20 protein-coding genes are annotated in these 24,430 nt (G+C 64.7%); 11 read left to right on the top strand and 9 right to left on the bottom strand.

Annotation, left to right across the window (positions count from 1 at the left end):
• Positions 1 to 2 precede the first annotated feature (2 nt).
• Entirely contained in the window at positions 3 to 1,217 is a 1,215-nt protein-coding gene (xcpS, locus tag HU825_RS05500; protein ID WP_054094195.1) for a GspF family T2SS innner membrane protein variant XcpS, read from the bottom strand.
• Between the two features lie 39 nt (positions 1,218 to 1,256).
• Positions 1,257 to 2,771, bottom strand: a complete 1,515-nt coding sequence (gspE, locus tag HU825_RS05495) for a type II secretion system ATPase GspE (protein WP_234303076.1) — start codon at positions 2,769 to 2,771, stop codon at positions 1,257 to 1,259.
• Positions 2,772 to 3,288: 517 nt separating this feature from the next.
• Between gspE and HU825_RS05490 the strand changes: the two genes are divergently transcribed.
• The 3 genes from HU825_RS05490 to HU825_RS05480 are packed head-to-tail and all read left to right on the top strand — an operon-like array spanning position 3,289 to position 6,181.
• Positions 3,289 to 4,410 (top strand): Re/Si-specific NAD(P)(+) transhydrogenase subunit alpha, encoded by a 1,122-nt coding sequence (locus tag HU825_RS05490; RefSeq protein ID WP_054094196.1) that lies wholly within the window; start codon positions 3,289 to 3,291, stop codon positions 4,408 to 4,410.
• 13 nt (positions 4,411 to 4,423) lie between these two features.
• Positions 4,424 to 4,741 (top strand): NAD(P) transhydrogenase subunit alpha part 2, encoded by a 318-nt coding sequence (locus HU825_RS05485; protein WP_003284152.1) that lies wholly within the window; start codon positions 4,424 to 4,426, stop codon positions 4,739 to 4,741.
• Positions 4,742 to 4,744: 3 nt separating this feature from the next.
• Positions 4,745 to 6,181 (top strand): NAD(P)(+) transhydrogenase (Re/Si-specific) subunit beta, encoded by a 1,437-nt coding sequence (locus tag HU825_RS05480; RefSeq protein ID WP_234303075.1) that lies wholly within the window; start codon positions 4,745 to 4,747, stop codon positions 6,179 to 6,181.
• Positions 6,182 to 6,255: 74 nt separating this feature from the next.
• On the opposite strand, the gene HU825_RS05475 is transcribed toward HU825_RS05480, so the two are convergent.
• Both HU825_RS05475 and HU825_RS05470 read right to left on the bottom strand, forming a co-directional pair.
• The gene (locus HU825_RS05475; protein ID WP_054094198.1) at positions 6,256 to 6,846 is read right to left on the bottom strand and encodes an NADPH:quinone oxidoreductase MdaB; all 591 of its coding nucleotides are present in this window, start codon (positions 6,844 to 6,846) and stop codon (positions 6,256 to 6,258) included.
• 120 nt (positions 6,847 to 6,966) lie between these two features.
• On the bottom strand, positions 6,967 to 7,956 hold the full coding sequence (locus HU825_RS05470; RefSeq protein ID WP_077682406.1) for a bile acid:sodium symporter family protein: 990 nt from the start codon (positions 7,954 to 7,956) through the stop codon (positions 6,967 to 6,969).
• A gap of 88 nt (positions 7,957 to 8,044) precedes the next feature.
• Between HU825_RS05470 and HU825_RS05465 the strand changes: the two genes are divergently transcribed.
• The 6 genes from HU825_RS05465 (at position 8,045) to HU825_RS05440 (ending at position 12,351) form a co-directional block, all read left to right on the top strand.
• Complete coding sequence (locus HU825_RS05465; protein ID WP_077682405.1) at positions 8,045 to 8,845, top strand: AraC family transcriptional regulator; 801 nt, start codon at positions 8,045 to 8,047, stop codon at positions 8,843 to 8,845.
• Positions 8,846 to 9,005: 160 nt separating this feature from the next.
• The gene (locus HU825_RS05460) at positions 9,006 to 9,209 is read left to right on the top strand and encodes a DUF1127 domain-containing protein (RefSeq protein WP_043294869.1); all 204 of its coding nucleotides are present in this window, start codon (positions 9,006 to 9,008) and stop codon (positions 9,207 to 9,209) included.
• 129 nt (positions 9,210 to 9,338) lie between these two features.
• Positions 9,339 to 9,656 carry a DUF2388 domain-containing protein gene (locus HU825_RS05455; RefSeq protein ID WP_043294870.1) on the top strand — a complete coding sequence of 106 codons (318 nt, stop codon included), beginning with the start codon at positions 9,339 to 9,341 and terminating at the stop codon, positions 9,654 to 9,656.
• Positions 9,657 to 9,733: 77 nt separating this feature from the next.
• Positions 9,734 to 10,030, top strand: coding sequence for a DUF2388 domain-containing protein (locus tag HU825_RS05450; protein WP_043294871.1), 297 nt, complete (start codon positions 9,734 to 9,736; stop codon positions 10,028 to 10,030).
• Between the two features lie 57 nt (positions 10,031 to 10,087).
• Positions 10,088 to 10,408, top strand: coding sequence for a DUF2388 domain-containing protein (locus tag HU825_RS05445; protein ID WP_043294872.1), 321 nt, complete (start codon positions 10,088 to 10,090; stop codon positions 10,406 to 10,408).
• Positions 10,405 to 12,351: a DUF7844 domain-containing protein gene (locus HU825_RS05440; protein ID WP_234303074.1), complete on the top strand. Its 1,947-nt coding sequence runs from the start codon at positions 10,405 to 10,407 to the stop codon at positions 12,349 to 12,351. Before HU825_RS05445 ends, HU825_RS05440 begins: the two co-directional genes overlap by 4 nt.
• A gap of 51 nt (positions 12,352 to 12,402) precedes the next feature.
• Here HU825_RS05440 and HU825_RS18800 read toward each other — a convergent pair whose 3' ends face one another.
• The 5 genes from HU825_RS18800 to polA form a co-directional block, all read right to left on the bottom strand.
• Positions 12,403 to 13,035, bottom strand: a complete 633-nt coding sequence (locus HU825_RS18800) for a hypothetical protein (RefSeq protein ID WP_054094203.1) — start codon at positions 13,033 to 13,035, stop codon at positions 12,403 to 12,405.
• A 542-nt stretch (positions 13,036 to 13,577) separates the two neighbouring features.
• On the bottom strand, positions 13,578 to 16,880 hold the full coding sequence (locus HU825_RS05430; RefSeq protein WP_234303072.1) for a hypothetical protein: 3,303 nt from the start codon (positions 16,878 to 16,880) through the stop codon (positions 13,578 to 13,580).
• A complete protein-coding gene (tssI, locus tag HU825_RS05425; protein ID WP_234303071.1) occupies positions 16,877 to 18,970 on the bottom strand; it encodes a type VI secretion system Vgr family protein in 2,094 nt (697 codons plus the stop codon). The genes HU825_RS05430 and tssI overlap by 4 nt, the downstream gene beginning before the upstream one ends.
• A gap of 184 nt (positions 18,971 to 19,154) precedes the next feature.
• A complete protein-coding gene (locus HU825_RS05420; protein ID WP_003286458.1) occupies positions 19,155 to 19,673 on the bottom strand; it encodes an Hcp family type VI secretion system effector in 519 nt (172 codons plus the stop codon).
• A gap of 485 nt (positions 19,674 to 20,158) precedes the next feature.
• The gene (gene polA, locus HU825_RS05415) at positions 20,159 to 22,903 is read right to left on the bottom strand and encodes a DNA polymerase I (protein WP_043294877.1); all 2,745 of its coding nucleotides are present in this window, start codon (positions 22,901 to 22,903) and stop codon (positions 20,159 to 20,161) included.
• Between the two features lie 75 nt (positions 22,904 to 22,978).
• On the opposite strand from polA, the gene HU825_RS05410 reads away from it, so the two are divergent.
• Both HU825_RS05410 and HU825_RS05405 read left to right on the top strand, forming a co-directional pair.
• Positions 22,979 to 23,263, top strand: a complete 285-nt coding sequence (locus tag HU825_RS05410; protein ID WP_008567973.1) for a DUF2782 domain-containing protein — start codon at positions 22,979 to 22,981, stop codon at positions 23,261 to 23,263.
• Between the two features lie 18 nt (positions 23,264 to 23,281).
• Positions 23,282 to 24,235 (top strand): homoserine kinase, encoded by a 954-nt coding sequence (locus tag HU825_RS05405; RefSeq protein ID WP_234303070.1) that lies wholly within the window; start codon positions 23,282 to 23,284, stop codon positions 24,233 to 24,235.
• Positions 24,236 to 24,430 lie beyond the last annotated feature (195 nt).

Raw genomic sequence — 24,430 nt, 5'->3', positions numbered from 1 at the left:
CGTTACCCCACCAGTTGGTTGAGAGAAAGGATCGGCATCAGGATCGCCAGCACGATGACCAGCACCACCGCGCCCATGAACACCAGCATGAACGGTTCGAACAGGCCGACCAGCAGAGACACCTGGGCGGCGAGGTCGTTCTCTTGGTTGCGCGCGGTGCGCGCCAGCATCTGATCCAGTTCACCGGATTTTTCGCCGCTGGCGATCATGTGCAGCATCATCGGCGGGAATTCGCCGGTGGCCTCCAGCGCACGGGTCAGGCTGCTGCCTTCGCGCACCTTCTGCGCCGCCTCGACCACCCGCTCGCGGATGCGCAGGTTGGCGATCACCGCCGCCGCGATGGACAGCGCCTCCACCAGCGGCACGCCGCTGCGCGTGAGGATCGCCAGGGTCGAGGCGAAGCGCGCGGTGTTGGTCGCCCGACTCAGACGGCCGATCAGCGGCAGGCGCAGGATGAACGCATGCCAGCGCAGGCGCAGCGCCGGATCGCGCAGCGCCGCACGCATGGCCAGCACGAACGCGACGATGCCGAGCACGATCAGCCAGCCCCAGTTCTTCACCACGTCGCTGGTGGCGATCAGGCCGCGGGTCAGCGCCGGCAGTTCCTGCCCGGTGTTGACGAATACCTTGACCACGTCCGGCACCACGTAGCCGAGCAGCAGCACGACGATGGCCAGCGAGGCGACCATCAGGATCACCGGATAGAGCAGCGCCAGCTGGATCTTCTGCCGCGACTGCTGACGCTGGTCGGTGTAGTCGGCCAGCTGGTCGAGCACCAGCCCAAGATGGCCGGCGTGCTCCCCGGCCGCCACGGTGGCGCGGTAAAGCTCGGGAAAGGCCGACGGATATTCGCGCAGCGCCGCGGCCAGGCTGTGGCCCTCCATCACCCGCGCGCGCACGGCCAGCAGCATCGACTTGATCTTCGCCGAGGTGGATTGCGCGGCCGCCGCGCGCAGGGCTTCCTCGATGGGCAGCGCAGCCTGCACCAGGGTCGCCAGCTGCCGGGTGACCAGCGCCAGGTCGCGCGCCGACAGCCCGCGGCCGAAGCTGAAGCCGCCGCGACTGACATCCTCCTTGGACTTGGCCTGCTTCACCTCCAGCGGCGCCCACTGCTTGTCGCGCAGCAACTGGCGCGCCTGACGCGGGCTGTCGGCTTCGATCAGGCCCTTCTGCTCGCGGCCGCGCGCATCCAGCGCGAGGTATTCGAAGGCGGCCATCAGCGGTGCTCTCCACGGTGAGCCGGACGGCGCAGGGCATCATTCCTCACGGGTCACCCGCAACACTTCCTCGATGGTGGTGACGCCCTCGCGCACCTTGCGCAGGCCGTCGTCGCGGATGCTCGGGCCGAGCAGGCGCGCGTGCTGCAGCATGTCCTGCTCGCTGGCGCGGGTATGCACCATGCTGCGCAGCGCGTCGTCGAACAGCACCAGTTCGTAGATGCCGGTGCGCCCGCGATAGCCGATGCCGCGGCAGTGCTCGCAGCCTTCGGCGTGGTACAGCGTCGGCGCCGCGTCCGGCGTCACGCCGAACAGCTCGCATTCGGCGGCATCGGCGACATAGGGGCGCTTGCAGTCGTGGCACAGCACCCGCACCAGCCGCTGGGCCAGCACGCCGAGCAGCGACGAGGAAATCAGGAACGGCTCGACGCCCATGTCGACCAGGCGGGTGACCGCGCCGATGGCGCTGTTGGTGTGCAGCGTGGAGAGCACCAGGTGGCCGGTGAGCGAGGCCTGCACGGCCATGTCGGCGGTTTCCTGATCGCGGATCTCGCCGACCATCACCACGTCCGGGTCCTGACGCAGGATGGCGCGCAGGCCGCGGGCGAAGGTCATGTCGACCTTGGTGTTGACCTGGGTCTGGCCGATGCCTTCGAGGTGGTACTCGATGGGGTCTTCGACGGTGAGGATGTTACGGGTGCGGTCGTTGAGCGTGGTCAGCGCGGCATAGAGAGTGGTGGTCTTGCCCGAGCCGGTGGGCCCGGTGACCAGGATGATGCCGTGCGGTTTCTTCACCGCCTGCTCCAGCTGGCGGCGGTCCTGCTCGTTCATGCCGAGATGACGCAGGGTCAGACGCCCGGCCTGCTTGTCCAGCAGACGCAGCACCACCCGCTCGCCGTTGGCCGAGGGCAGCGTGGAAACGCGGATGTCCACCTCGCGGCCGCCGACCCGCAGCGAGATACGCCCGTCCTGCGGGATGCGCTTCTCGGCGATGTCCAGCTTGGCCATGACCTTGATCCGCGACACCAGCAGTGCCGCCAGCTCGCGCTTGGGCTGCACCACTTCGCGGAGGATGCCGTCGACGCGGAAGCGGATCACCAGGCGCTTCTCGAAGGTTTCGATATGGATGTCCGAGGCGTTCTCGGCAATCGCCTCGCCGAGAATGGCGTTGATCAGGCGGATGATCGGCGCATCGTCCTCCTGCTCCAGCAGGTCCTCGGTTTCCTGGATCTGGTCGGCCAGGCTGGCCAGATCCAGATCGTTGCCCAGGCCCTCGACCATCAGCATCGTCGCCGAGGAATCGTGCTGGTAGGCCACGCCGAGCGCCTGCTCGAAGGCGTCCTGCGCCAGCCACTGCCACGCCAGGCGCGCACCGACCACCCGCTGCGCTTCCTGCACCGCGGTCAGCGCCGCGCCTTCACGCAGACAAAGGCTGGTCGCGCCGTCGCGTTCGAGCAGGAACACGCCGTGGCGGCGGGCGAAGGCGAACGGCAGGCGGCGCTGCGGCGAGGGCTCGAGCAGCTCGGTCAGTTCGTCCACATCGGGTTCGGGCATCGTGCAACTCCAGCAGGGTGCGCAGCGACAGTTTGTCGCTGCGCCGAAACACTCCAGACAACAAAAGCAGCCAGAGCGCTTGGACTACAAGAATCGAACGACATTTCAACCGCTGTATCGCTGCATCAACCCTAGACCACCGGCACCAAGGTCGCAGTCAGCCGGCACCGCAGGGGAATACCGTGGCAATGGTGCGTCATTCATGATCCGCACGTTTTTTCCTTGGCGACCGCACTTTTAACCGAAGCGGCCCCCTAAGCTGCGCTGGCTGGCGCGACTCTGTGCGAATCTAGAGTCGGCTTGCGACCGGTGCGTCAGATGCAATCGCCCGATTGAAACAGTTGTTTGATTTTTTCCGTGCTTGCAGAATGCCGCGCCGGACCGGCTGTTTAGCGCAGTCGCCGAGGCCCGCTCCATCGTTTCAAAACCCGACCGCCAGAGTAGTGGCCGGGTGAAAAAGCTCGCCAGGGCAGCGGTTACCGCGCTCTGGTCAAGATCACGCAGGAGAACAACAACAATGCACATCGGTGTACCCCTCGAAACCCATGTCGGGGAAACGCGCGTCGCCGCGACCCCGGAAACCGTCAAGAAACTGATCGGCCAAGGGCACCGGGTAACGCTGCAAAGCGGCGCCGGGTTGCTTTCCAGCGTGCCGGACAGCGCCTACGAGGCCGCTGGCGCGACCATCGGCGATGCGGCCGCGGCCTTTGCCGCCGAGCTGGTGCTGAAGGTCAATGCGCCGGACGAGGCGGAACTGGCGCAGATGCAGTCCGGCAGCGTGCTGCTGGGCATGCTCAACCCGTTCGACAACGCCTGCATCGCGCGCATGGCCGCGCGCGGCATCACCGCGTTCGCGCTGGAAGCCGCGCCGCGCACCTCGCGCGCACAGAGCCTGGACGTGCTCTCCTCGCAGGCCAACATCGCCGGCTACAAGGCGGTGCTGCTCGGCGCCCATCACTACCCGCGCTTCATGCCGATGCTGATGACCGCCGCCGGTACGGTGAAGGCCGCGCGCGTGCTGATCCTCGGGGCCGGTGTCGCCGGGCTGCAGGCCATCGCCACGGCCAAGCGCCTGGGCGCGGTGGTCGAGGCTTCGGACGTGCGCCCGGCGGTGAAGGAGCAGATCGAATCGCTCGGCGCCAAGTTCGTCGACGTGCCGCTGGAGACCGACGAGGAGCGCGAATGCGCCGAAGGCGTCGGCGGCTATGCGCGGCCGATGCCGGCCTCGTGGATGGCGCGTCAGGCGCAGGCGGTGCACGAGCGTGCGCTGCAGTCGGACATCGTCATCACCACCGCGCTGATCCCGGGCCGCAAGGCGCCGACGCTGCTGCAGGAGGCCACCGTCGAGCAGATGAAGCCCGGCTCGGTGATCGTCGACCTGGCGGCCGGGCACGGCGGTAACTGCCCGCTGACCGAGATCGATCAGGTGGTGGTGCGCCACGGCGTGACCATCGTCGGCCACGCCAACCTGGCGACGCTGGTGCCGGCCGACGCCTCGGCGCTGTACGCCCGCAACCTGCTGGATTTCCTCAAGCTGGTCATCGACAAGGACGGCCAGTTCCAGCTCAACCTCGAAGACGACATCGTCGCCGCGTGCCTGATGTGCCGCGACGGCCAGGTCGTGCGGACCAACGGTTAAGGGAGACGCGAACATGGATCTGATTTCGGACGGCATCTACAACCTGATCATCTTCGTGCTGGCGATCTACGTCGGCTACCACGTGGTCTGGAACGTCACCCCGGCCCTGCACACGCCGCTGATGGCGGTCACCAACGCGATCTCGGCAATCGTCATCGTCGGCGCCATGCTGGCCGCCGCGCTCACCGTCACCCCGCTGGGCAAGGCGATGGGCACCCTGGCCGTGGCCCTGGCCGCGGTCAACGTCTTCGGTGGCTTCCTGGTCACCCGACGCATGCTGGAAATGTTCAAGAAGAAGGACCGCAGCGCGGCCAAGGCAGAGGGCAAGTAAGCCATGAGCATGAACCTCATCACCGTTCTCTACCTCATCGCCTCGGTGTGCTTCATCCAGGCGCTGAAAGGCCTCTCCCACCCGACCACCTCACGCCGCGGCAACCTGTTCGGCATGATCGGCATGGGCCTGGCGGTACTGACCACGGTCGGCCTGATCTTCAAGCTCGGCAGCGAGCTGGCCACCGCCGGCATCGGCTACGTGATCGTCGGCCTGCTGATCGGCGGCACCGCCGGATCGATCATGGCCAAGCGCGTCGAGATGACCAAGATGCCCGAGCTGGTCGCCTTCATGCACAGCATGATCGGCCTGGCCGCGGTGTTCATCGCCATTGCCGCGGTGGTCGAGCCGCAGTCGCTGGGCATCGTCGAGCACATGGGCTACGCGATTCCGGCCGGTAACCGCCTGGAGCTGTTCCTCGGCGCGGCCATCGGTGCCATCACCTTCTCCGGTTCGGTGATCGCCTTCGGCAAGCTGTCCGGCAAGTACAAGTTCCGCCTGTTCCAGGGCGCTCCGGTGGTGTTCAAGGGCCAGCACATGGTCAACCTGGCCGTGGGCCTGGCGATCGTCGGTCTGGGTCTGGTCTACACCTTCACCGGCAACCTGACCGCCTTCGCCATCCTGGTGGCGCTGGCCTTCGTCATCGGTGTGCTGATCATCATCCCCATCGGCGGCGCGGACATGCCGGTGGTGGTGTCGATGCTCAACAGCTACTCGGGCTGGGCGGCCGCCGGTATCGGCTTCTCGCTGAACAACTCGATGCTGATCATCGCCGGCTCGCTGGTGGGCTCGAGCGGCGCGATCCTCTCGTACATCATGTGCAAGGCGATGAACCGCTCGTTCTTCAACGTGATCCTCGGCGGCTTTGGCGCCGACGCCGATGCCGGTGGCCCGGCGGGCGCGCAGCAGGAGCGCAACGTGAAGTCCGGTTCGGCCGATGATGCCGCCTTCCTGCTGACCAACGCCGACACCGTGATCATCGTGCCCGGCTACGGCCTGGCGGTGGCCCGCGCGCAGCACGCGCTGATGGAACTGGCCGAGAAGCTGACGCACATGGGCGTGACCGTGAAGTACGCGATCCACCCGGTCGCCGGCCGCATGCCGGGGCACATGAACGTGCTGCTGGCCGAAGCCGAGGTGCCTTACGAGCAGGTCTTCGAGATGGAGGACATCAACTCCGAGTTCGGCCAGGCCGACGTGGTGCTGGTGCTCGGCGCCAACGACGTGGTCAACCCGGCGGCCAAGACCGATCCGAAGTCGCCGATCGCCGGCATGCCGATCCTCGAGGCGTACAAGGCCAAGACCGTCATCGTCAACAAGCGCTCAATGGCCAGCGGCTATGCGGGCCTGGACAACGAACTGTTCTACATGGACAAGACCATGATGGTCTTCGGCGACGCCAAGAAGGTGGTCGAGGACATGGTCAAGGCCGTGGAATGATCGCCTCGCGCTGAAACGAAAAAAACCCCTCCCGGCCATGCCGCGAGGGGTTTTTCTTTGCCTGTAGCGAAGGGTCAGACACTGAAGCCGAACACCTCACCCAGGTGCCGCCGATAGCGCTCGACATCCGCCTCAACCTGCGGCCGCTTCATCACGTCGACACAGAGGAAGGTTGGCAGGCCCTGCATGCCGAGAAACTCGTTGGCCTTGTGGAACGGCAGGTAGACCGCATCCACGCCCTTGCCGGCAAAGAAGTCGCTGGGGTCGTCGAAGGCCTGCTGCGGCGCGTTCCAGGTGGCGGAAATCATGTAGCGCTTGCCCTGCAGCAGGCCGCCGCTGCCGTACTTCTGCGACGCGTCCGAGCGGGTGCGACCGTCGTTGGCGTAGAGGCTGCCGTGGCCGGCGGTGAACACTTCGTCCAGGTACTTCTTCACCGTCCAGGGCGCGCCCATCCACCAGCCGGGCATCTGATAGATCAGCGCATCCGCCCAGAGAATCTTCTCGACTTCCTGCTGCACGTCGTAGCCGGCGTCGATCTCGGTGGTGCGCACCTCGAAGCCGGCCGCCGTCAGGGTTTCGAGTGCGGCGTGATGCAGCGTGGCGTTGTAGCGGCCGGCCGAATGGGCGAACGCCTTGCCGCCGTTGAGTAGCAGAATCTTCTTCATGGAGAGGCCTCGGGAACGGATTGGCGCGCAGTTTACTCATCCCCGCGCACCGCACCCAGATTGGAACGGGCAAATGATTTGTGCGTATCCGTCACGAATCTCCAAGCTATTGGTGGCGAACTACACAGCTTTCGCCACCGGCGGCGACTCCGGCCGCGCCGCATAACGCTGAGCGAGCACCGCGCAGACCATCAGCTGGATCTGGTGGAACAGCATCAGCGGCAGGATCAGCGTGCCCAGCGCGCCGCCGGCGAACAGCACCTGCGCCATCGGAATGCCAGTCGCCATGCTCTTCTTGGAGCCGGCGAAGAGGATGGTGATCCGGTCCTCCAGATCGAAGCCCAGCCCGCGCGCGATCAGCCAGGTGATACCCAGCGCCAGCGCCAGCAACAGGCAGCAGGCCAGCACCAGGCCGAGCAGCTGTGGCAGCGGCACCTCCTGCCAGATGCCCTCGACCACCGCGTGGCTGAACGCGGTGTAGACCACCAGCAGGATCGAACTCTGGTCGACGTTCTTCAGCCAGCCCTTGTTGCGCGCCACCCAGTCGCCGATCCAGCGCCGCGCGAACTGCCCGGCGATGAACGGCAGCAGCAGCTGCACGACGATCTTGCCGATGGCATCCAGTGTCGAGCCGCCATCGCCCTGCGCGCCCATCAGCAGCAGCACCAGCAACGGGGTGAGGAAGATGCCGATCAGGCTGGAGGCCGCCGCGCTGCACACCGCCGCGGCAATGTTGCCGCGCGCCAGCGAGGTGAAGGCGATAGCCGATTGCACCGTGGCCGGCAGCGCGCACAGGTAGAGCATGCCCAGATACAGCTCCGGGCCGATCAGCGGCGTCAGCAGCGGGCGCAGCGCCAGGCCGAGCAACGGGAACAGCACGAAGGTGCAGCCGAACACCAGCAGGTGCAGGCGCCAGTGCCCCAGTCCCGCGAGGATCGCCGGCCCCGACAGCTTGGCGCCATGCATGAAGAACAGCAGGCCGATGGCCAGGTTGGTGATCCACTCGAACACCGCTACGCCCTGTCCGCGCGCCGGCAGCAACGTGGCGAGGGCCACCGCGCCAAGCAGGGCAAGGGTGAAGTTGTCCGGTAACAGGCGGGGTCTGGCCATGTGTGCTCCTGAGGACGGTGACTTGCGACGGATTGAGCGCGAGTCTACTGTCGTCTCGGATATCCGACTAACGCCATCGAGCCAGCTAATGTCGACAAACGGACAGGCCATCCTGCCGCAACGCCCCATCCCGACGATGGCGTCCCTGCCGCGCCCGCTATTCGCCCGCAGTGAATCGCTGGCCGAGCGCACCACCACGCCGCGCCACAGTCATCCGTGGGCCCAGCTGTCCTACGCCACCAGCGGCGTGTTGCGGGTACACACCGAGCGGCGCCGTTTTCTCGCGCCGCCGCAGCGCGCCATCCTGGTGCCGCCGGGGCTGCTGCACGAGGTGGTGAGTTCGCCACGTACCGAAATGCGCAGCCTGTACATCGATTACCGCGCCGTGTCCTGGGCGCCGCCGCATTGCCAGGTGCTGGCGGTCGGCCCGCTGCTGCGCGAGCTGATCCGCGCGTTCGGCGAACTGCCGGTGGAGTACGACGAGCAGGGCGCCGACGGGCGTCTGGCCGCGGTGCTGCTGGACCAGCTGCGCGCCGCACCGGAGATCGGCTATTCGCTGCCATGGCCCGGCGACGCGCGGCTGCGGCAGCTCTGCGAGGCGCTCTACGCGCAGCCCGACCTGCCGCTCGGCCTGGCGCAGTGGAGCGAGCGCCTGCAGGTGTCGGAGAAGACCCTGACGCGCCGGTTCCAGCGCGATACCGGCCTCAGCTTCCGCGCCTGGCGCCAGCGCCTGCGCCTGCTCAGCGCGCTACCGCTGCTGGAACAGGGCGAGGCGGTCACCGAGGTCGCGCTCGCCTGCGGCTACGATTCCACCTCGGCCTTCATCGCCGCCTTCCGCCTGCACTTCGGCGCCACCCCGGGCGCCGTGGCGCGACCACGACGCGATTAGCGCACGACGAACAGTTGCACCACCGGGCAGCGGTACAGTTTGCCGCGCGCCGCGACTGCACCGGCACAATTGTCTTTCCCTGTGGCTGCCGCACCGGCGTGACGCGCGCCATCCTGTCTCCCCAGACATCAGCCCCCGCCAGCCGGGAAGGAGAGGCCTCATGGACCGCGCCGCGCCTCGCACCCTCGTCATCATCACCCCGTCCGTAGCCTGGCTTGCGCGCCTGCCGCACACGCTGCGGCTGTGGCAGCAACGCGCGCGTAGCCGCCGTCAGCTGGCACAGCTGGACGCCCGACTGCTGGCGGATGCCGGCATCAGCCCCAGCGAACGCCAGGAAGAGCTGCGCCGGCCGTTCTGGCGCTGAACGCCCAGACGCGGATCGCACGATCCGCTTTGCAGGCCGCGACCGGGCGCCTATGCTGCGCCCAGCCGGCCGCGGGGCGGAACATGCTGCAAGCGGTACGGTCTAGTGCGAACATCTGGAGACTTCGTCATGCACCGCTACCTGCTCCCCTTCTGCGCCGCCGGCCTGCTGCTGGCCGGCAACGCCTCGGCCGCCAGCTTCACCGGCACCACCGACATGGTGGTCGGCGGTCTGATCAACACCGTCGATGCGACCTCCGACCTGACCTCCTCGCTGCGCGACGACAAGCTCGTGCTGGATGCCCGCGACGACGCGGCGCGCTTCGTCGCCAGCCAGGGTGAGCTGCGCGGTGCGCATCTGGAGGCCGCGCTGCTGCACATCCGCGCACAGCAACCGCAACTGGGCGCCAGCGACCTGCAACTGGCCGAGGCGATCCTCGCGCTGTGAGGCGAACGCGGCGGACGCTGGCCCTGAGACCGGCGTTTCGCTAGCCTTGGCGCCGTTTTTTTGCTGCCAGGGTTCCCATGCGTTCGTTGCACCTCGTATTCGCCATCGCCTGCTGCGCCGCCGGCCCCGCGCTGGCACTGGACACCACCATCGCCGGCGTCGCGAAGACCACCTTCGTCGCCAGCCAGCTGACCAGTGCACCGTTCGACAACAAGCTGGTCGCCGCCGCCCGCGACGATGCTGCCAGCTTCGTCGGCAGTGGCGGCCAGATCCGCAGCGCGCGCCTGCAGGCGGCGCTGCACTGGCTGCGCGAGCAGCACCCCGGCCTGCCCGCCAGCGATCTGCAGCTGGCCGAGGCCATCCTCGTTCAATGATCCGGCGCCCGATGCCGTCATCGCGCATCGCCCCGCCCCAGCCATGAGACTCGCACCATGCACAGACTGTCGATTGCCCTCCCCCTCGCCCTGGCGCTATGCGCCGGCGCCGCCCAGGCCCAGACGCTGGTGGCAACCAGCAACATCGTGGTGCGCGCGCTGGATCGCAGCCTCGATTTCACCTCCGACACCACCACCTCGATCCGCGACATGAAGGTCGTGGTCGAAGCCCGCGACGAGGCCGCCAGCTTCGTCGCCAGCGAAGGCGAGATCCGCGGCGCCCGCCTGGAAGCCGCGCTCGGCTCGCTGCGCAGCGAATTCCCGGCGGCCCGCGACGCCAGCGATCTGGCCCTGGCCGAAGCCATCCTCGCCCTGTGATTCGCGCCTGGCTGCTGGCGAGCTGCCTGGGCCTGGCCGCCACCGCCCAGGCCGACCTGCGTCTGACGCTGGATGCCACCGCCCTGCAGGCCAGCGAACGCCAGGCCAGCCAGGCGCTGCTGGACGAGGCGCTGGCCGCGCTGCCGCCGCGCCTGCTCCAGCGGCTGGATCGCGACGTGCAGGTGGTGTGGCAGGACGGGCTGCCAACGCAAGCCTACGGTCGCGCCGGTGGCGATCGCCTCGAACTCAATCGACGACTGCTGCCGGCCCTCGTCGACGGCTCCGCCGCCAGCCAGCGTACCGGGCGTACGCACGGCACGGTTCGCCGCGAACTGCTCGCCACCGTCATCCACGAAATCGCCCACCTCTACGATCGCGCCCGCCTGTGGTCGCCCGACCAGCATCTTCTGCAGGCGCAGTGCCGCCAGCGCGTCGGCAGTCTAGGCGCGGTCGGTCTGCCGGACGACTGCCGTGGCCAGGAGCGGCGCCGCTTCACCCTCAGCGACGAACCGCGCCTGCTCGACCTCGCCGGCTGGCCGCAGCGGGTCGGCCGCCGCGGCGCGCGCGAACTGACCAACGCCCAGGTCGCACGCAGCCCGGATCGCTACGAGCTGAGCAATCCGCGCGAGTTTGTCGCGGTCAATCTCGAATATTTTCTGCTTGACCCCAGCTACGCCTGCCGCCGCCCCTCGCTGCAGCGCTACTTCAGCGCGCACTTCGGCTGGACACCGGCGTCCACGGCCGATTGCGCGCCGGGCTATCCGTTTCTCAATGCCGGCCGAGACTTCGGCCGCACACCGTTGCTGACGCTCGATCCGGCGCGGGTCTTTGAGGTCGACTACCTGTTCGCCGAAGCCAACGACGCCTGGGTCAGCCGCTGGGGTCACAGCATGCTACGTCTGGTGATCTGCGCGCCCGGCCGCACGCCCGGACCGGATTGCCGGCTGGATCTGGAACATCATCTGGTGCTGTCTTTCCGCGCCTTCGTCGATGATGTGCAGCTGTCCAGTTGGGATGGCCTGACCGGCGCCTACCCCTCGCGGCTGTTCATCCTGCCGCTGGGCCAGGTGATCGACGAATACACCAAGGTGGAGCTGCGCAGCCTCGCTTCGGTACCGCTGAAGCTGCGCCGCGAGGAGATTCGCCAGCTGGTCGAGCGCAGCGCCGAGCTGCACTGGAGCTACGACGGCGACTACTACTTCCTCTCCAACAATTGTGCGGTCGAAACCCTCAAGTTGCTGCGCGGCGGCACCGCGCGCGACGAGCTGCGCGCACTGGACAGCATCATGCCCAACGGCCTGCTGGAGGTGCTGATCCACCGCGGTCTCGCCGACGCCAGCGTGCTCGACGATCCTCGCGAAGCGCTGCGCCTGGGCTATCGCTTCGACTCCTACCGCGACCGCTATCAGGCGATGTTCGTCGTACTCAAGGAACGCCTCGGCCTGCCGCAGGACAGCGTTGAACAATGGCTGGAGCTCGACGCGGCCAAGCGCCGGCCGTGGATCGAACGCGCCGACCTGCGCGCCGCCGCCGCGCTGCTGCTGGTCGAGCAGGCCGCCCTGCGCAAGCAGTTGCTGCTGGCCCAGGACGAACTGAAGAACCGCTACCTCGGTGGTCGCGGTCAGGACGCCCGGCTCGACAAGGCTGACGGCGCGCTGCAGGAAATCCTCGCCAGCAGCGGCTACCTCAGCCGCCCGGCCGAACTGCTCGACGGCGACGGCTACGGCCTGCCACAAGCCAGCGAGTGGCGCCGCCTGGAGCGCGAGAGCGAACAGCGCCAGCTGCGCCTGAATGAGCTAAGCGAAGAACTCGACCGCGAAGTGCGCGTACTGCTCGGAGACGAGCGGCGGAAGGAACTGGAAGCGATCGAAGCCAACCTGACGCAGATCGGGGAGCACCTGCGCGGGCTGCACAAGGCTGGAGGTGGGTTGGAATTGCCGTGAGGCCCCTACAGCTGCTGCGCTGAGCCCATGCCATCTAGGCGCTGCACCAAGCTAACCTTGGAGAGCCACAGCATCGTCGCCGCCCTTACGGGCGGCATGGATGCCCCTGGCCCGCTGGCTGCGGTAGTAGTCCTCAATGCCAAGGCTTGCGTCGATTCTGGCGCGCAGGGTGCAGGGGTGTTGCTGCCAAGGGTGGCTGGCCAGCTTCTCCCGCAACGCCCTGGAAGCGGAGTTGCGCTTCCAGCCTTCGAGTGTACGGTCGCGCCAGTAGCGCTCAGGGCGGCCGATGGCGGCATCATGGGCAGCAGTAACCGGGTCGAGGTGGCGACTTTGCTCCAGCACCGGCAGGTCAGGCAGCGGTTGCTCGACGTCCATATAGCGCTGCAGGGTATCCCAGAAGGCGTAGAGGTTGGCTTTGTCGAGCCCGAGGCTATGCATCTTCATGCCCAAGCAGACCTTGGTGTCGGTGTAGCGGTGATGCAGCCAGAGCACGTAATCATGCCCGCCATGGGGTGTGACCTGCAGCTGCATGACCGGATCGAACTCGTAGAAGGGCGCGACGAAGGGAGAGCGGAAGCGCCTGCCGATGCGCAGCATGCCGTCGCGCCGGTTGAAGCCGCTGCCGTCGTGGGTGTAGATCAAAGAGTACAGGCCGATCAGCAGGTCGACACCGATAGCTGCCATGAACAGCAGAACCGCTCCAAACCAGAATGCGGTTTGTTCACTCCAGAAACCCCAGAGTGCACCTTGATCCCAGGCAATACTTCCAGCGGTGATTATTGTTAGCGCCCCCCAAAGTATATAGGCCAGCCAGGGCCTTGATGAACTATAGACAATCAAGTTCACAAACATCAGGGCAACTCCAAATATCGGAATGATCATGGAGTCATAAATTACCGAAACTTCCACAACCCATGGAAAAAAAAACAAAGTTATACAACAAAGTCTCGATACAAATAAAAAACTCAATAGTTTGCCACTATTTTCGAAGTTCCAACGCTCTGCATCGCAATAAATATGTTGTTTACGTTTCTCCTTTGCTTGCCGCTCATAAGTCAGATGGGCCTCTCCCATAAGCTGACCTTCGATTTCGGATATCGAGTCCAGATTGGCGTAATGCCCCCATTTCAAGGCGGTGTCGAACAGGCCTTGCTTATCGCGAATAGGTGGCGGTAGTGAGGGCAATGTTTGGCCGCAATAGGCAGCAGGGCCGTAAGTTTTAATCGTCATACCTTGAATTCCTGGATTTCAACCTGCCAGTAAGGTGCATCATCAGGTTGAGTGTTCGGAGCGGGCGGTCGAGAAAAGGCGGGCTGATAGGGACGCCAGGTTTTCGGACTGGGTTGTGGCAGCACCAATTCATCGGATCGGTCGGGCGCCTTGGCGAGACGGAACTGGCCAAAAACCTTGAGGCGCTGGGTGATTTTCTGAGCGTGACGTTGCAATGGCGTTTGAGTCATCACGGGAAACTGCTTCGGCAGAATATAGAGCACCGAAGTATTGTCCAAAGGGTGTCCCGTCAACTTCGCCTCGTTGATCGTACGTTGCTCAAGGCGTTCTACGTTGAAGACTCCCGTGAATGGGAGGGCCGCCACTTCTTCCCTGGCGTAGAACTGAAAATGCTGGGCATCGAACATTCCTAGCAGCGGCGAATGGACACGTACCGCCCAGTCTTCACGCTCGAAAGGTTGCGCCGATGCGCGGCGGCATTCCAAACCGGTGTTCAGTGGGGCCCGTTGCCCGTTGAGGGTGCCGAGGCGAGAGCGCACGCTACGGGGTGCTTGGTCGAGCCAATCACCTAGGCGGCTGACCTGAATCACGGGCCTGCCGAGAATGCCGATCAGTTGCTGGTAGGCAACTTTCGGATCGCTGAGATGGGCAAAGCGCTGGTCGTCACCGAATACCTTGTCGAGCATGCTTGTCTGGCCATGATCCCTGCCAAATGGACCGTTCTTCATTAGGGCCTCGATATCGCTGTCGACCAGCCAGCCCGCCACAATGTTGCCGCCTATGAATAGCATCGCTCCTGCTACCAGCACCACAGGGTTGATGCACATACCCAAGGCGTAGGCCGTCCAGGCTGCGCCACCTGCAGCCGCTACGCCATAGACCAAAGCGGCATCGCGATCACCCTGGTTCCAGGCGCGCTTGGCGTCCCAGACGGTAATCAGCGTTGTCACAAGCATGGCCCCGCCCGAAAGAGCACGCAGTATGGGCAACCGCGGGTTGCCCGTTTGCTCGGTCAGATTTATGGCCCAGCGGGTGGAAAACCTATAAACGTCGACACGAGGCTTATTTAGCAATGTCACGAGCTGGTGTTCGCCGCCAAGAACAAATTTGGAAAGATTTCCCGAGGCAACCATAAGATCTGCTGCTGCTGATGCATAACCTGCCACATAGCGGCGTCGGCCATCCCCCACTTCCCTTTGCAAACTCTTCATCCCCTCAACCTGCACATTCAGGTTGTACATGGCGCAAGCCACTGCAACCAGTGGCATAGAGGGCGACCGCGCAGCAGTATCGAGTTTGTTGGCAACCGCATGTTTCCAGGCACTGTACTTGGCCACTTCCGGGTGATCGGCAGGCGCCGCAATGATTACTCCTGAGCCATGATTTGGCAGTCCATGGCCTACCTGGCGAGGGCTGGTGGAAGCGACGACCTGTCCCTGAGGGTTGTTGATGTTCAGATATAGATAGTTCTTGCGAGTGATCGCCGCACGCTCGGAAACGGTCAGGCCATTTCTAAGGCCTTCTCCTTGAATACCCAGAATCCTGAGGTTCGCAGCCTGAGCCTGTGACTCGGTGACCAGCTGTATACCGTGCCAGCTAGGGGAGAGCTTATCGAGCACACCGAGCGTCGGCCCGAATAGGCGGTTGAACCGAATCGCTACCGTTACATCGGCGGCATTCAGACGCTGAATCTGGGTCAGCACGGCCATGGAGAAGGTGGTCGTGAAATCATCGATCAGCGAGTGCAGGTTCTTGTAGATCAACCCCTTGTCCGCATCCTGCGGATCGATGTTGGCAACGTGCAGAAGGCTGCTCATGCCCAGACGTTGCGGGTCGGGTTCACGCTTCTTCGCAGCCAGGGCGACAAGTCGGTTCACGGGCTCAGGCAGCGCGCCATCCGCTTTTGCCAAAAATGGCTGGGTAATGGGGTGACGTCCGCTCAGGAGTCGATCACTCAGTTGAGCGATGCGGCCTTGCAAGGCGTTGCTGCTGCCCGCTTGGGCTAAGGCATCTATGTGCTCCGGCAGTTTCCCCAGCGTGGTGAATATATCGCTGAACAGTAGATAGGGTTCCAGCAGGCGTTCATCGTGCGTGTATTGCCAATCCCACAGACTTGCAGCCAGCGGCACATCCGATAACAGATCGGTGAGGCGCTGAAGTTGCGAGGCAAGATGGTTTCGGGCCACCTTGCGCTCCCCGTCGAACACGGTGTCCTGAAGCTGTTCAAGATGAAGGTGTGTCTTGAGCTTACCCAGCGGGCTGTTCGGGCTCTGCATGACCGAACTGTATAGCGCATGGGCATATTGGCCATTCGGACGATGCGGCACCAATGCATTGAGGGTAAGCAGGTAGGATTCCGCCAGGCGTGCTTGCGCGCAGGCGTGTCTGAGCGCGAACAGAGGATCATCGAGCATGAGCCCGACCAGCCTGGGATAGGAGCGCAGATTGCGGTCTACAAGCACATCCTTGCCGGCCTCCAATGTTGGCAGCGGCTGCGGGGGTTGGCTCTGTGTCGCGGCAGCAAGCTCCTCCAGGCGCATCTGCATGCGGCTGCTCATTTCGTACGATGGGAGACTGCCAAGGCTGGGCGTGAACAGGGAGGGGTCACCCAGCAAACTTTCGATACTGAAATCCCGTGGCCTGTAGCCCTCTGTCTGGACACCGATCACGACTGCCGGCATCGCTTGCGTCGGGCGCCATTGTCCTTGGCCGACGACGGCCGCTGACCAAGCGAACCCCACATTCTGCGCACGGCTCTTGACTCTGTTCTGGTCAGCCTCCAGCCATTGGATGTATTCCCACGTCCAGGGCTTTTCGCTGTAGGCCATCAGGTAGTTATTGGCGACGGATTGTCCCTGTACCAGTATCGGGATCAACAGAATCTGCTGTTGCTTGCCAACGGATCGACGATCATCGGCAGGAGCCTTGTTCTCGGCCTGCTTGCGCCAATGAGCAAGATCGACATCCTTCATGTTGCCTTGGCCGTCGCATAGCACTTCGCGCCAGAGCTTGCCGCTCTGAAATACGTAGATACGACCAGAGCGCGGGAGCGCTCCCTTGGGGGTTTCGTTATAGGCGTTGTGACCCGGAAGTCTGGCCAGCGGCATTACCGCCAGAAGCGTGTTCTGCTGAATGTTCTCTTCTTCATCATGGCTGCGCATGTCCACGGCAATGGGCAACGAAAACTCACCACCGTCCTCCCGCTCGATGCTCAGTGCGAGTCTCTTGCGTTGAGCGTCGTCATACTGGGTTCGTTTGCGAACGCCCTGATCAATGGGGTGATCCATCAATTCGCTCATGCGCCTTCCTCCGGGTCGAGCAACTTGACTTGCCCGCCTTGCTCCGGGTCACCCCATACGTCCACGATCAGTTGCTGCGACCCCTTGCCCCCCTTTTCTGAAAGTAGAGACGGTAGGTTGGTGGTGGCAGTACCGGTTTTCTCGCCCACCGGCGCGGTATCTGCTGGTTTGGGCAAGTCAGGTGATATCGGCGCCGCGCCCGCCCCGCTCCCCGACGTACCGCCCGAATTCACCCTGACCACTGGCCCCACCAACGTCACGCCCCCTGCGTCGAGCTTCACGAAGCTGCCGCCTGCCTTGAAGGTGAGTTCGCTGCCAGCCTCCAGGACGACTTTCAGGCCGCTAGAGAGGTGAATTTCCTGGCCCGCTTCGACAAACTGGCCGCTGCCGATCTTCAGGTGCTGGCTGTTGCCCACGGTCAGATGGTCGCTGACGCGGACTTCGCTCTTGCGGTCGGCGTGGGTGGTGCGGTGTTCTTCGGCGCGGAATTCGCTGTAGCTGTTGGCCTCCACGGTGTCGTGGCGCTCGTGGCCGACGCGGATCTTCTGGTCTTGCTCGATGTTCTCGTCCCAGTCGCGCTGGGCGTGGAGGTAGATCTGCTCGGTGCCCTTGCGGTCTTCGATGCGCAGTTCGTTGTAGCCGCCACCGCCCGGGCTGCTCAGGGTCTTGAACACCGTGCGCGTCTTGTTGGCCGGCAGGTCGTAGGGGACCTGATGCTCCTTGTGGTACAGGCAGCCGGTCACCAGCGGTTGATCGGGATCGCCTTCGAGGAAAGTCACCAGCACTTCCATGCCGACCCGCGGGATGGCGATACCGCCGTAGCGGTCGCCGGCCCAGCTGGAGCTGACGCGCAGCCAGCAGCTGGTCTTGTCGTCGGCCTGGCCGTGGCGGTCCCAGTGGAACTGGACCTTCACGCGGCCATACTCGTCGCAGTGGATTTCTTCCCCTACCGGGCCGGTGACCTCGGCGGTCTGGCTGCCGAGGATCCTGGGTTTCGGATGGCGAAGGGCCGGGCGGAAGGGGATGTCCCAGGGCGTGGCGCTGAAGCGGTTGCGGTAGCCCTGGACGAAACCGTCACCGCTATCGACATCACTGGTGACCGACTCCTCCAGCACCTGCGGCTGCTTGCCTTCGTGCAGCACTTCGTTAAGCAGCCAGAGCTGGTTCCAGTCGTTGCAGGGGTGTTCGGTGAGCGGGAGGAAATGCCCGCTCACCAGCCTCGGCTGGTCGCTTTCGCCTTCGGCCAGTTCGTAATCGTGGCGGTGGCGCTCCAAGGCGCGTTGCGACAGGTGCTTGCCGCGGGCGCGCTCGGTGAAGCGGCCTGGGTAGTCATAGTCCTCGAGAGCGGGTTGGAAGTCGCTATGGAAAGCGGCCTCCATGGTCAGACGCGGCTTCTCAAAGTCGTAATCGCGGCGCGTGACGCGACTGGTGCGGGTTTCCAGACGCAGGCCAAAGCGCTTGATCACCGGCTGGTCGGCGACCAGACCGCTGTCCTGCTGATAGGCAGTTGTGGCGAGCTTGTGAAAGACCGTCTGATCGTCGCCGAACACCAGCACATGTCCATCTGCGCTGTGCTGGAAGTGATAGTGGATACCCTCCTCCTCGCACAGGCGTTGGATGAAGTGCAGGTCAGATTCATCGTATTGCACGCAGTACTCGCGCGGCGGGTAGATCACCGGACCGAGCTGGAAGCGATAGGCGTCGGCCTGAATGCCGTGTTCCTCGAGCACTTTGGCAACGATATGCGGCACGCTCAGATGCTGGAAGATGCGCTGGTTGGTGCGATGGGCCAGGTAGGCCAGCTGCGGCACGAGCGTCAACCGATAGCGGGTCAGACGTTTGCCGGATTCACCCTGGCCGGCCTGATATACCAAGCCGTGAATGCCGCTGCCAGCCGGAGCGAAGGCGAGAAAGGCCGGGCGGTGCAGTAGGCTTTCCAGCTCCAGATCGGGGCGTTCGCTGACCAGCTCCAGCTCGAAGCGATAGGGCTGACTGATGGCCTCGCGGCCTTGGAATTCGAGCACCTTGAAGTCGTGCGCGAAACCGTCAAACGTGAGGCTGAAATGGGCCTGGTTGGCTGGGGCGAACATCCATGTTCCTCCTGTTCAGTCCATGTATCGGCGCAGGGGCGCTGCGGAGCGTCGATGTAGCACAGACCGGCCGCTCGGCAACGCGCGCCTTACGCATTCCGCAACGGCAACGTCGGATTCTGTTCGGTGCTTCGCAAAAAGACGTTCGGCCAGGCGAGCCTGGCCGAAGCGGGACCGCGGCGAATCAGCCGGCGATCGGGGTGCGCCAGTCGTCGGAGCCGGAGGTGCCGGAAACTTCGTGGGTCCAGACGATCTTGCGGTAGGTGAAGTACACGTCTTCCAGATGGGTGAAGTGCGACATGTTCGGGTCCTGGCAGTTGGGCATGCGCGACTGCACGTCGACGATCACCGCGTCTTCCAGTTCGATGGTGAAGTAGTGTTCCTGGGTGCCGGTAGACGAGGTGCGGTACCACTCCAGACGGCACTTGTTCAGGCGCTCGCCGGAAGTCAGGGCGTTGAAGATCAGCGGCGACGACTTGTCGAACACCTTGGTGATCATCAGCGGCTTGTGCACGCGCTGTCCGGTCGGCTGGCCCGACTGCGGGTCACGCGGAATGATGACCTGGTGCTGGAAAGCCTGGACCAGAATCTGATCTTCGTGGCCTTCCTGGAAAATGTTACCCACCGAGTCCTCGGTGAAGGTGCCGGCAGTGATCAGGCCTTGCTTGGTGCCTTCCAGGGACAGGTACGCGGGTGTTGGCATGGGTGCTCTCCTTGCTGAATGAAATGCCGTAGTTGGCAATTCCCCTTGGTACAAACGCCATGCCAAATCTGTAAATAACTTTAAATTCAATCAGTTATAAAAATATCAGCAGAACGTTTCGCTCCTTTGTGGAAGCGCATCACGAAAAACTGCGCAAGATCTGGCACAGCCGGCAGAAAACCTTGCGCAACTACTCGCACGCATGGTGCCGCAAGCGCTACACAGGCCTTTCCACAGAGTTATCCACAGAGGAGTGCGCCACTTCTTGCGCAGATGAATGACGATGCGAAGGTTTTTTCAAGGCAAAAAAAACCTCGAACTTCATTGGGGGAGGGGGAAGTTCGAGGTCCAAATCCGGACCGCTAGGGCGGGGTCCAGAGATCTGCCAACACTTAACACAACAAGGAGCATTGAAGGGCTTTTACACCCTTCGCATGCATTGACCATCGGGTTCCGCAATTGGTTCCACGGGCCGCGAAAAAAACTCAATGCGCCTCGTCCCAGTTGGCGCCGACGCCCGCCTCGACCAGCAGCGGCACGTCCAGATCGGCGGCCGCGCTCATCAGCGGGCCGATGCGCTCGCGCAACGTCTCGACCTGATCCTCGCGGACCTCAAGTACCAGTTCGTCGTGAACCTGCAGGATGATGCGCGCGTCCAGCCCCGAGTCCTGCAGCCAGGCGTCGACGGCGACCATCGCGCGCTTGATGATGTCCGCCGCGGTGCCCTGCATCGGCGCGTTGATCGCAGTGCGTTCGGCTGCCTTGCGCATGGCGCCGTTCTTCGAGTGGATTTCCGGCAGGTACAGGCGTCGGCCGAACAGCGTCTCGACGAAGCCCTGCTCGGCGGCCTGGGCGCGGGTGCGTTCCATATAGGCGAGCACACCGGGGTAGCGGGCGAAATAGCGGTCGATGTACTCCTGCGCCTCCTTGCGGCCGACGCCGATCTGCTTGGCCAGGCCGAAGGCGCTCATGCCGTAGATCAGGCCGAAGTTGATCGCCTTGGCGCTGCGCCGCTGGTCGCTGCTGACCTGCTCCAGCGGCACGCCGAACACCTCCGCGGCAGTGGCGCGGTGCACGTCCAGGCCGTTGCGGAACGCATCCAGCAGGCCGGCATCCTGGGCCAGGTGGGCCATGATGCGCAATTCGATCTGCGAGTAGTCCGCCGCCAGCAGCCGGTAGCCGGGCGCCGCGATGAAGGCCTGACGGATGCGCCGGCCCTCCGCGGTGCGGATCGGGATGTTCTGCAGGTTCGGGTCGGAGGACGACAACCGCCCGGTCGCAGTGACCGCCTGGTGGTAGCTGGTATGGATGCGCCCGGTGCGCGGGTTGATCTGCTGCGGCAGCTTGTCGGTGTAGGTGCCCTTGAGCTTGCTCAGGCTGCGGTGCTGCATGATCACCTTGGGCAGCGGGTAGTCCTGCTCGGCCAGCTCGGCCAGCACGCTTTCGGCGGTGGACGGCTGGCCGCCGGCGGTCTTGGACAGCACCGGGCAACCGAGCTTGTCATAGAGGATCGCGCAGAGCTGCTTGGGCGAGCCGAGGTTGAACTCCTCGCCGGCGATGGCGAAGGCTTCGCGCTCCAGCTCGACCATCTTCTCGCCGAGTTCGACGCTCTGCTGGCCGAGCAGCTGCGCATCGACCAGCGCGCCGTTGCGCTCGATGCGCGCCAGCACCGGCACCAGCGGCATCTCGATCTCGGTCAGCACCTTGAGCAGCGACGGCGTCTGCTCCAGCTTGCCGAGCAGGGTCTGGTGCAGGCGCAGGGTGACGTCGGCATCCTCGGCGGCATAGGGGCCGGCCTGCTCGATGGCGATCTGGTCGAAGGTCAGCTGCTTGGCGCCTTTGCCGGCAATGTCCTCGAAGCGGATGGTGCCGCGGCCGAGGTACTTGAGCGCCAGGCTGTCCATGTCGTGGCGGGTGGCGGTGGCGTCCAGCACATAGGATTCGAGCATGGTGTCGAAGGCCATGCCGCGCATCTCGACGCCGTAGTGCATCAGCACGTTCATGTCGTACTTGCCGTGCTGGCAGATTTTCGGTTTCGCCGGGTCTTCCAGCAGCGGCTTGAGCGCAGCGAGCACGGCGTCGCGCTCGAGCTGCTGCGGCACGCCCATATAGCTATGGCACAGCGGCACGTAGGCCGCCTTGCCGGCCTCGATGGCGAACGACAGCCCAACCAGCTCGGCACGCTGGGCGTCGATGCTGGTGGTTTCGGTATCGAAGGCGAAGCAGCTGGCGGTTCGCAGGCGCGCCAGCCAGCGATCGAAGTCGGCCTGCTCAAGCAGCGTCTCGTAGTCGGCTTCGGCCTGGATCGAGCAGTTCTCCGGCGCCACCTCGCAGTTCTCGCCCGCGGCCTTGGCCTCGCGCAGCAGGTCGTCGAGCCAGTTCTTGAATTCCAGTTCGCGATACAGCGCGATCAGCGCCTCGCGGTGTGGCTCGCCGGGCATCAGGTCGCAGACCTCGACGTCCAGCGCGACGTCGAGCTTGATCGTCGCCAGTTCGTAGGACATGAACGCCGCATCGCGATGCTCGGCGAGCTTGGCGCCCAGCGTCTTGGCACCGCGAATCGGCAGCGCCGCGACCTGATCGAGGTTGTCGTAGAGGCCCTTCAAGCCGCCCTCGATACCATTGAGCAGCCCGCAGGCGGTCTTCTCGCCCACGCCCGGCACGCCGGGAATGTTGTCGACCTTGTCGCCCATCAGCGCGAGGAAATCGATGATCAGCTCCGGGCCGACGCCGAACTTGGTCTTCACACCCTCGATGTCGTAGACGCTGCCGGTCATGGTGTTGACCAGGGTGACATGCGGGCAGACCAGCTGCGCCATGTCCTTGTCGCCGGTGGAGATCACCACGTCGCGACCGAGCGCCGCGCATTGCCGGGCCAGGGTGCCGATCACGTCGTCGGCCTCGACGCCATCGACGTTCAGCAGCGGCAGGCCAAGGGCGCGCACGGCCGCATGCAGCGGTTCGATCTGCACCCGCAAGTCATCCGGCATCGGCGGGCGGTGGGATTTGTAGTGCTCGAACAGTTCGTCGCGGAAGGTCGGCCCCTTGGCGTCGAAGACCACGGCGAACGGGCTGTCCGGGTACTGCTTGCGCAACGCCAGCAGCATGTTCAGCACGCCTTTCACCGCGCCGGTCGGTTTGCCGGTGGAGGTGGTCAGCGGCGGCAGCGCATGGAAGGCGCGATAGAGGTAGGACGAACCGTCCACCAGGACGAGAGGCGCTTGGCTCATGAGCGGAATAACCTTTTCGGCGGGCCCGGCGCTAGAATGCACAGGACCACTTATCGACAAAGGGACAAGGTTATCATGCGCGCTCTCAAACCCCTGATGCTGGCCGCCCTGCTGGCGTGCGTGCCTCTGACCGGTTTTGCCCAGGAGTCGGTCGACGGCGAGCCGGACGTGACCATCCGCCAGGAGGGTGACCGCACCGTCGAGGAGTACCGCGTCAACGGCTTCCTCTATGCGGTCAAGGTGACGCCCAAGCATGGCAAGCCGTACTTCCTGGTGCGCGCCGACGGCAACGACGGCAATTTCGTGCGCGCCGACCAGCCGGATATGCTGATTCCCGCCTGGAAGATCTTCAGCTGGTAAGCCGTCGGGAGGCCTGACATGTCGGTATTCACCCCCCTGCAGCGCGACGAGCTGGAAGCCTTTCTGGCGCCGTACCGGCTCGGCCGGCTGCGTGACTTCCAGGGGATCGCCGCCGGCAGCGAGAACAGCAACTTCTTCGTCAGTCTCGAGCAGGGCGAATACGTGCTGACGCTGATCGAGCGCGGCCCGACGCAGGATCTGCCGTTCTTCATCGAGCTGCTCGAGCGCCTGCACCACGCCGGTCTGCCGGTGCCCTACGCCCTGCACAGCGAAGACGGCAAAGCGCTGCGCGAGCTGGCCGGCAAGCCCGCGCTGCTGCAGCCGCGCCTGGCCGGCAGGCATGTGATCGAGCCCAACCCGCATCACTGCGCAGAGGTCGGCCGCCTGCTGGCACGCCTGCATCTGGCGACCCGCGAGCAGATTCTCGAGCGCGCCAGCGACCGCGGGCTGGACTGGATGCAGGAACAAGGCCCGAGCCTGGCGCTGAACCTGCCCGAGAACCAACTGCCGCTGCTGCGCGATGGCCTGGCGGAAATCGCCGAGCTGCGCCCCAAGCTCCTCGCCCTGCCGCGTGCCAACCTGCATGCCGACCTGTTCCGCGACAACGTGCTGTTCGAAGGCAGCCACCTGACCGGGGTGATCGACTTCTACAACGCCTGCTCCGGGCCGATGCTCTACGACCTCGCCATCGCCGTGAACGACTGGTGTTCGCACCCCAATGGCGAGATCGATCCCGAACGCAGCGAGCCGCTGCTGGCCGCCTATTCCGCGCTGCGCCGCTTCACCCCGGCCGAAGCCGAGCTGTGGCAGCCGATGCTGCGTGTCGCCTGCGTGCGCTTCTGGCTGTCGCGCCTGATCGCGGCACAACACTTCGGGGGCACTCCCGACGTGCAGGTGAAGGACCCGGGCGAATTTCATCGCCTGCTGGTCGCACGCCAGCAGCCGGCGAGTGTCCTACCTTTTGCCTTCTGACGACGCGACCGCGCGGTCGAGTATCGGGCCACGCCCGGGTAAGATGGCGCTCTTTTTCCAGCGGCAACGCTGATACCTGCGGTCCGGACCGACGCTGAGCGTCGCCGGCCGCCCGCTCTTTTGCGCCTAGCGGCGCCCCACTCTTGCGCTGCGGCCGAGCATCGCCGTTCGGTGCAGCGCCTTCAGGGAACGACG

It is taken from the genome of Pseudomonas phenolilytica, from assembly GCF_021432765.1.
Taxonomy (GTDB): domain Bacteria; phylum Pseudomonadota; class Gammaproteobacteria; order Pseudomonadales; family Pseudomonadaceae; genus Stutzerimonas; species Stutzerimonas phenolilytica.
This window is presented reverse-complemented; position numbering and strand designations above follow the sequence as displayed.